This window comes from Alcanivorax sp. HI0083 (assembly GCF_001635175.1).
The window spans coordinates 1-7,232 of sequence record NZ_LWFX01001182.1 but is presented as its reverse complement, the minus strand read 5'-3'; the positions used below and the strand labels follow the sequence as shown (position 1 = coordinate 7,232).

Sequence of the window (7,232 nt, the reverse complement as noted above, 5' to 3'; positions counted from 1 at the left end):
TCACCGCCAGCCGGCCGCTGGAATTTTATGCCTATTCCATGGCCCAGCTGGAGGGTGTCAGCGAGCCGGCTACCCACGCTGACATGCTCGATGCCCTGCGCAGCTGGGGGCTGCGGGTCAACCCGGAGGTGCGGGTGTGTGCGGGTGTTGATGCACTACTGGCGTTCTACCAGGGCATTCTGGAAAAGCGCGATCGACTCGATTACGACATCGATGGCGTGGTTTACAAGGTCAACCGTTTCGACTGGCAGCAGGATCTGGGGTTTGTCAGCCGCGCCCCACGCTGGGCCATTGCCCACAAGTTCCCCGCCCAGGAAGAGCTTACTGTGCTGAACGGCGTGGACTGGCAGGTGGGCCGCACCGGCGCACTGACACCGGTGGCACGGCTGGAGCCGGTGCAGGTGGGCGGTGTCACGGTGAGTAACGCGACCCTGCACAATATCGACCAAATTGAGAAGCAGGACTTACATATAGGGGATACGGTAAAGGTTTATCGTGCAGGGGATGTGATTCCCAAGGTGGTGCGGGCGCTGCCAGAGCGCCGCCCGGCGGACGCCCGGGATATTGCCTTGCCGACGTCCTGCCCGGTGTGCGGTAGCGACATTCTGCGCGGCGATGATCAGGTGGTGGCCCGTTGTACCGGTGGGCTGATCTGTGGCGCTCAACAGCGTGAAGCCATCAAGCATTTTGCGTCCCGACGGGCCATGGATATCGATGGCCTGGGCGACAAGCTGGTGGATGCGCTGGTGGATCAGGAGCTGATTGCCACCGTTGCCGACCTGTACCGCTTGAAAGCGGAGCAGGTGGCGGGCCTTGAGCGCATGGGCGAGAAGTCCGCGGATAACCTGATTGCCGCACTGGAGACGTCCAAGACCGTGGGGCTGGGCCGTTTCCTGTTTGCTCTGGGCATTTTGCAGATCGGTGAAGAGACCGCCAAAAACCTGGCGGACTGTTTTGGTGATCTGGAGGGCATCCGCCGCGCTCCCTTGCTGTTGCTGCTGGCGGTGCCGGATGTGGGCATGGAAGTGGCCAAGGCCATTGGTGCCTTCTTTGCGGAAGCGGATAACGAGGTAGTGATCGACGGCTTGCTGGCGGAAGGGGTGAACCCGCAGGCCAGCGGGGTGCCCTCGGCAGCCTTTGTGAACAGCCTGACGCTGGCGCAGTTGCTGAAAGCCGCCAAGCGGTTGGGCATGAATCTTGAGGGCATTGGTGACAAGTCCTTGGAAACCCTCGGTGGGCACTTCCGCACCGTGGCGCAATTGAGCGTGGCGGCGGCTGAAGGCGCGGGCGCGGAACCCCAGGGCGTGCGCTCCGGGGTTATGACGCAGCTGGCCAGGGCACTGGCGGAGAACGGTTGGCAAGCCCGCTTGCAGGAGGCAGAGGATCAGGTTGCCGCTCTGTCTGCCCGCGCCCCGGCCCAGGCCGAAAGTCGGCCGTTGGAAGGGCAAACCTGGGTGCTTACCGGCACCCTGGAGCAGCTTACCCGTGACCAGGCCAAACAGGCGTTGCAGCAGTTGGGAGCAAAAGTGGCGGGGTCGGTGTCCAAAAACACCAGTACGGTGGTGGCGGGCGCGTCGGCCGGTTCCAAACTGGCGAAAGCGGAATCCTTGGGCGTTGAGGTGTGCGACGAAGCTGCGCTACTGTCCCTGTTGACCCAGCACGGCATTGACCCGGGAGCGTTATGAAAATCTGGCTACCCCTGCTGTTGGCGGCACTGACCCTGAGTGGCTGTGCCGGCACACCGACCAACACGGACAATGTCTGCGCGGTGTTCGATCAGAGGGGTGGCTGGTTCAATAACTGGTATAAGTACGCCAAGAACACCGAGAAGGAATACGGTGTGCCGGTACCGGTATTGATGGCAACCATCTACAAGGAATCGGGTTTCAACGCCAAGGCCAGGCCGCCCCGGACCAAGCTGCTGGGTTTCATTCCCTGGAAACGCCCGTCGTCGGCCTATGGGTATCCCCAGGCGCTGGATGGCACCTGGGACTGGTACAAGGACGCCACCGGTCGCCGTGGTGCGGACCGGGATGATTTCAAGGATGCGGTGCGGTTTGTCGGTTGGTACCACTACCAGAGCTACAAAAAAAACGGCGTGGCCCGTAACGACACCTATAACCTTTACCTCAATTACTACGCCGGCCACGGCGGCTATGCCCGCGGTACCTGGAAAAACAACAAGTGGATGAAAGGCGCGGCCCAACGCACGGCATCCATGGCAAACCGTTATCAGCAACAGATGCAGGGATGTGGCAGGGGGTAGCTACGAGCTACGAGCTACGAGCTACGAGCTACGAGCTACGAGCTACGAGCTACGAGCTACGAGCTACGAGCTACGAGCTACGCAAATTAGATAGGGAGGGTCGAAAAGTTCATTATGATTTGGGTTTCTTTGTAGGGGGTCAATAGCTGTACCGTTTGCGTCTGGTGAGGTGGGTAAATGTCGTTATATTGCTTCTTTCGCGAAAGACTCGAACCGGGTACCTGTATTTTTATGTGCTTGTCCTTGTAAGCTAGAAACTCGTAGCTGTTAGCTGATTTTCGGGGTGTTTTTTGGATAACGAATCCATCGTTTACGGTTGCATCAAGCATTTGCCGTTTGGCAATTTGCAGGAGCGCAAGACGAGCTGTTTTCAGAACCGTAAAGCCATTCGGCAATTGCCGCAGGCAGATGAGTGGCCGTTCCTGTGTCGGGAAATGTTTTCCGTGCCCGGTGATGACTTGATGGGCGGCACCTTCCAGACCCAGGTGATTCATTTCGGCATGTCTTATCGGGCGGTGGAGTACGAGTGGGAACACTGGATTGCCAAGTTCGAGTCCCTGCTCAAAAACATGTACTGGGTGAATGCGGTAGTGCACCTGGAAACCGAGTTGTCCGGGTTTCATACCTTCGTGTGGGACAGTGCCGATGTGTACCACGAACCCTCTGACGCCCCCCTGCGAGTACGTTGCGAATGGGCCCGTGAAGGGGCTATCGCCTGAGTTTTTCCCCCGTGCTGTAACGGCTCGGTTAAATGTCGGATTACGCCATTAGGCTAATCCGACCTACGTAAAAACCCCTCCTCATTTGCTGTTATTTTCCCTTCTCTGTGATTGCATTCTTATCCCCTTGCGGCATAGTCGAGAGAGACGATTATAAAAAAGGTGAGGATGATGGCTCTCGATTATTCGTTGCTTGATGTATTCGCGGGTGCACCCTTTCAGGGCACCCAGGTTCCGGTGGTTACACTGGATGCGGCCAACAGTAGTGACTCCAGCAAAACGGCCATTGCCGGTGAGTTTCAGCAAACCGAAACGGTGTTTATCGAGCCGGGCAACAGCGCTTCGCCAGTGACGGTGTTCAATAGCAAAGGCCGGCAATTATTTGGTGCCCATACCATTCTGGCCGCCTCCTATGTGGCCTATGAAATGGGAATGACAAAGGATGAGGGCGAGTTTGCTTCGTTTCTGCTTAGGCAAAACGAACAATGGATTGAGAGCTTTATTGATAAGGGTGATAGCCGCTCGCCGGGGGCCATTCAGTTTGCCCGGGTGCTGACTCCGACCATTGACCGCTACACCCCGGAAATTCCCCGTCTGGCCGCGGCGCTGAATATTGACGAAAAACACATCTCTTTCAGCAAGTACAAACCGATGGTGGTCAGTGTGGACAAGCCAACGTTGGTCGTGCCCTTTACCAAACCGGAGCACGTGCTGGCCGCCAGTCTGAATGCGGACCGTTGGTCCGACTTGTTCGGCGGTGTGTACACCTCGGAGTTGTTTCTGTTCGCCCCGGGCAGCATTACCGGGTTTACGGAGTTCCACGGGCGTTTGTTGAATCCTTCATTACCCCGCGATGCCTTTCCCCCCATTGGCGCCGTGATGCCGGAGTTTATTGCTTACCTGGCAGAGCAGGGCGAGACCGCGCCGGGGACCCATACGCTGTCGATAGACCGGGGCAGTCATGAGACGCGCAAGAGTATTCTCCATGCGGAGTTCGACAAGCGCCCGGGCAAGGAAGTGCGCTGCCGCATTGGTGGCAACGTGATCAAGATGGGGACGGGATCACTGTTGTATTCGTGACCCTAAACTATTCGTGACCCTAAACTATTCGTGACCCTAAACTATTCGTGACCCTAAACTATTCGTTACCCGAGCGATTTTTCAGATAGACGATGAACGCCACGGTGGCGATGACGCAAAGGAAAACGACGAAGGCCGTGATGAGTTGGTCGAGAGTCAGGTTATTGAGCATGTGGGTTCCCTTGTGGAGTCGTCGGCCCTGAGAATCGTTAAAGTATGGCAGCGCAAGCGGTGCCTGCAACGTTCACGTCACACCCCTTCCGCAATGGGAGGGGGTGTGGGTTTCCCTGTCCCGTTCGATCTTATCCAATCGCGCAAAGTGCCGATCGGGTTTTGTCCCAGCCCAGGCAGCCATCGGTAATGGACAGGCCGTACTGAAGCGGCTTGTCCTGCCCCTGCCGGCCCTCATGGAGATGGCTTTCCAGCATCACCCCGGCGATAGCCGTTTGCCCCTGAGTTCGTTGCTGTAGCAGATCCTGTAATACCGCGGGCTGGCGCAGCGGATCCTTGCCGCTGTTGGCGTGGCTGCAGTCCACGATCAGTCGCGGGTTGCAGCCCTTGGCCTCCAGTGCAGCGGCGGCAGCTTGCACGCTGGCGGCATCGTAGTTGGGGCCGTCGTGGCCGCCGCGCAGCACCAGGTGGGTGTCCGGGTTGCCGGCGGTTTGCAGCAGGGCGCTATGGCCATGCTCATCCATGCCCAGATGCGTGTGTGGGTGAATGGCAGCCCCCATGGCGTCGCAGGCCACACCGATGCTGCCATCGGTACCATTCTTGAACCCCACCGGCAGGGGCAGGCCACTGACCATTTCCCGGTGAATCTGCGATTCCGTGGTGCGTGCGCCGATGGCCGCCCAACTCAGCAGGTCGCCCAGGTAATCGGCGGCCATGGGGTGCAGTAGCTCGGTGGCGAGTGGCAAACCCAGCCGGGCCAGATCCAGCAGCAGGTGGCGGGAGACGTTCAATCCGGTGGCGATATCGTTGCTGCCGTCCAGGTGTGGGTCGTAGAGCATGCCTTTCCAGCCCACGGTGGTACGGGGCTTTTCCACGTAGGCGCGCATGACGATGAAGATTTTATCGTCCAGCTGCGCACCCAACTCGGCCAGGCGGTGGCCGTATTCCAGGGCGGATTTGGGATCGTGAAGGGAGCAGGGCCCGGTGATCACCAACAGGCGCGGATCCTCGCCATTAAGGATATTGCGAATGGTCTGTCGGTGCTGTTCGATCTGTGTCGCCAGTAGGCCATCAACCGGCAGCCGCTCACGCAGCACCGTGGGGGAGGGCAGCGGCAGGCTGCGTCGTGGCGAAGCCTGATGGTGGTGGAGTCGGCTGTCGGTGTTCTCTGTCTGTTGGCTGTTTACCTGTTGCATGATCTTCCCTTAATACTGCGGCGCGTTATCGTCGCGCGTGATTCGTCGATCGTTGTGTGGCGGTGCGCTGACGTAGCCAGCGGCTAAATCGGGTGGTCAGGCGGTTCAGTCGATAGCGATACATGGTGTTGTCCCTGTGTTGCATTTGTCTGTTTGTGTGGGCAATAAAAAACCCCGGGCGGGTTACCGGCCGGGGTTTCATGTGTTCGGCAGGCGTCCCTTAACGGGCGCGCCTGAGTGTCGGTCAGGCGCGCGAGCGGCTAAACCAATACCCGTAATAAGACGCAGCAGACACCGCCATACCGGCCACTGGGCCAGTCAGGGTGCGTGTGTTGAGCTGTGCTGCGTGCATGGTCATGCCTCTTGAATTCGCTTCATTGCAGGTCAAAGAGTAGCGGCAGCGCGGGAAGGGTGCAAGAGGCTGGAACCACGCCGCACGATAGCCGGTGGCTATTTCTGGATGCGGGTAGCGCTTTCGGGGCCGCCGCAAGCACACGCAGCAGGACGATCCGGTATTTAGCCTGGTGCATGCAGCGTGAAGCGTGCTGCAGCCGCAGAGCGGCAAAAAAAACGCCCACCGAAGTGGGCGAGGAAGGTGGAGACAATCCACATTTAAGACAAGACGGAGAAAACAGAATCAGAAAATGTTGGAATCCTTGATCGCGTCGGTAATGGTTTTGGCATAGTGGTCCGCGCCTTTTTCCAGCCCCTTGAAGCCGCCGGTGTTGAAGCTGACGGTCTTGCCGGTCCAGACAATGGCTTTCTGGTCCACGTCCCACAGCTCCAGGCGAGCGGTATAGATGTCTTCGTTGACATAGAAGTCCGGGCTGTAAACCTGCGGAGTCATGGTCATGCCGGCACTGGCTGGAATGGCCACGCCTGGGTCGCCTTTGACCTCGGTGGTTTGTGTGGTCAGGTCTTCCAGGTGGATCGCCAGAGCACTGTCAAAACCATTGTCCTTCATGCGCTTGGCCAGGTAGTCCAGGCTTTTGCCTTCGACGCCCTTGTCACCGTAAACGGTGTAGGCGGCGGTGGCTTTTATGCCCATGGCGGCAAACTTGGCGACAATGGCATCTTCCAGATGCTCACGCAGTTCATGATCGACCAGCACGCCAACCACCAGGGATTGGTATGGGCCTTTGGGTGTGGCCTGGGAGCCGGTTTCAGCGCTGATGACTTTGGTGTCGTGATAGCCGCTGGCACAGGCTGCGAGCAGTACGGTGAACAGGGCCAACAGGGTCAATTGCAGTTTTTTCATGGTTTCCATCCTCTTGAGAAAAGCCGGCCGTGGCCGGCTGTTTCACTATCCGTTTAGAAGTTGTAGGTGGTGCTCAGGGACAGGTAATCCCGGTCTTCGACCACGCTGTACTCTTCATCGTTGTAGGTTGTGTAGGACAGGTTGGCGCTGAGTTGCTTGTAGGCCATGCCCAGGCTCACGCCGACGGTACGGGCATCTTCCTGCATCGCATCATCGCTGGAATAACCCTCAACACCGTGATTGAAGGTCAGGCCAGGGGTCAATGAGACCGCGCCGATGGCGTTGGCGTAGGTGGAGGTCAGGCTCAGCTGATAGCCCCAGCTGAAGTCGGTGACATAACCGTCTTCTCCCAGTTCGCCGACACCAAAGTTGGTGTGGCGACGGAAGCGCATCTGGTCCTGCTTGGGTAGATCAGGAATAAATTCCGAGCCCACCTGCATGGAAACGACGGTTTTCTGCGCGCCCATCAACTTGGGGATGATGGTGGTGAAGGCCAGCTCGGCACGCTGAATGTCAAACTCCTCAAAGCCGTGCACTTCGCT

At 58.4% G+C, this 7,232-nt stretch carries 7 protein-coding genes; 4 read left to right on the top strand and 3 right to left on the bottom strand.

The features are described from left to right. The 4 genes from ligA to A3754_RS16995 all read left to right on the top strand — a co-directional run. On the top strand, nucleotides 1-1,685 hold a 1,685-nt coding region (ligA, locus tag A3754_RS17010; RefSeq protein ID WP_063520649.1), incomplete at its 5' end, for an NAD-dependent DNA ligase LigA. Continuing rightward, a complete protein-coding gene (locus A3754_RS17005) occupies nucleotides 1,682-2,266 on the top strand; it encodes a transglycosylase SLT domain-containing protein (RefSeq protein WP_063520648.1) in 585 nt (194 codons plus the stop codon). The genes ligA and A3754_RS17005, both read left to right, overlap by 4 nt. Nucleotides 2,267-2,556: 290 nt before the next feature. Further along, nucleotides 2,557-2,985: a hypothetical protein gene (locus A3754_RS17000; RefSeq protein ID WP_007148883.1), complete on the top strand. Its 429-nt coding sequence runs from the start codon at nucleotides 2,557-2,559 to the stop codon at nucleotides 2,983-2,985. Between the two features lie 171 nt (nucleotides 2,986-3,156). Next, nucleotides 3,157-4,065, top strand: coding sequence for a PhzF family phenazine biosynthesis protein (locus A3754_RS16995; protein WP_231880668.1), 909 nt, complete (start codon nucleotides 3,157-3,159; stop codon nucleotides 4,063-4,065). Nucleotides 4,066-4,367: 302 nt separating this feature from the next. Here the strand turns inward: A3754_RS16995 and A3754_RS16990 are convergent, their stop codons facing one another. The 3 genes from A3754_RS16990 to A3754_RS16980 all read right to left on the bottom strand — a co-directional run. Continuing rightward, a complete protein-coding gene (locus A3754_RS16990) occupies nucleotides 4,368-5,432 on the bottom strand; it encodes a 3-deoxy-7-phosphoheptulonate synthase (RefSeq protein WP_063520646.1) in 1,065 nt (354 codons plus the stop codon). Nucleotides 5,433-6,069: 637 nt separating this feature from the next. Beyond that, on the bottom strand, nucleotides 6,070-6,690 hold the full coding sequence (locus A3754_RS16985; protein WP_063520650.1) for a hypothetical protein: 621 nt from the start codon (nucleotides 6,688-6,690) through the stop codon (nucleotides 6,070-6,072). A 53-nt stretch (nucleotides 6,691-6,743) separates the two neighbouring features. Beyond that, nucleotides 6,744-7,232: DUF1302 family protein (locus tag A3754_RS16980; protein ID WP_156497047.1), on the bottom strand; the 489-nt coding region annotated here is incomplete at its 5' end.

Coding starts and splice junctions, on each gene's coding strand:
- A3754_RS16985 (WP_063520650.1), bottom strand. CDS start 6,690: ATGAAAAAACTGCAATTGACCCTGTTGGCCCTGTTCACCGTACTGCTC.
- A3754_RS16995 (WP_231880668.1), top strand. CDS start 3,157: ATGGCTCTCGATTATTCGTTGCTTGATGTATTCGCGGGTGCACCCTTT.
- A3754_RS17005 (WP_063520648.1), top strand. CDS start 1,682: ATGAAAATCTGGCTACCCCTGCTGTTGGCGGCACTGACCCTGAGTGGC.
- A3754_RS16990 (WP_063520646.1), bottom strand. CDS start 5,432: ATGCAACAGGTAAACAGCCAACAGACAGAGAACACCGACAGCCGACTC.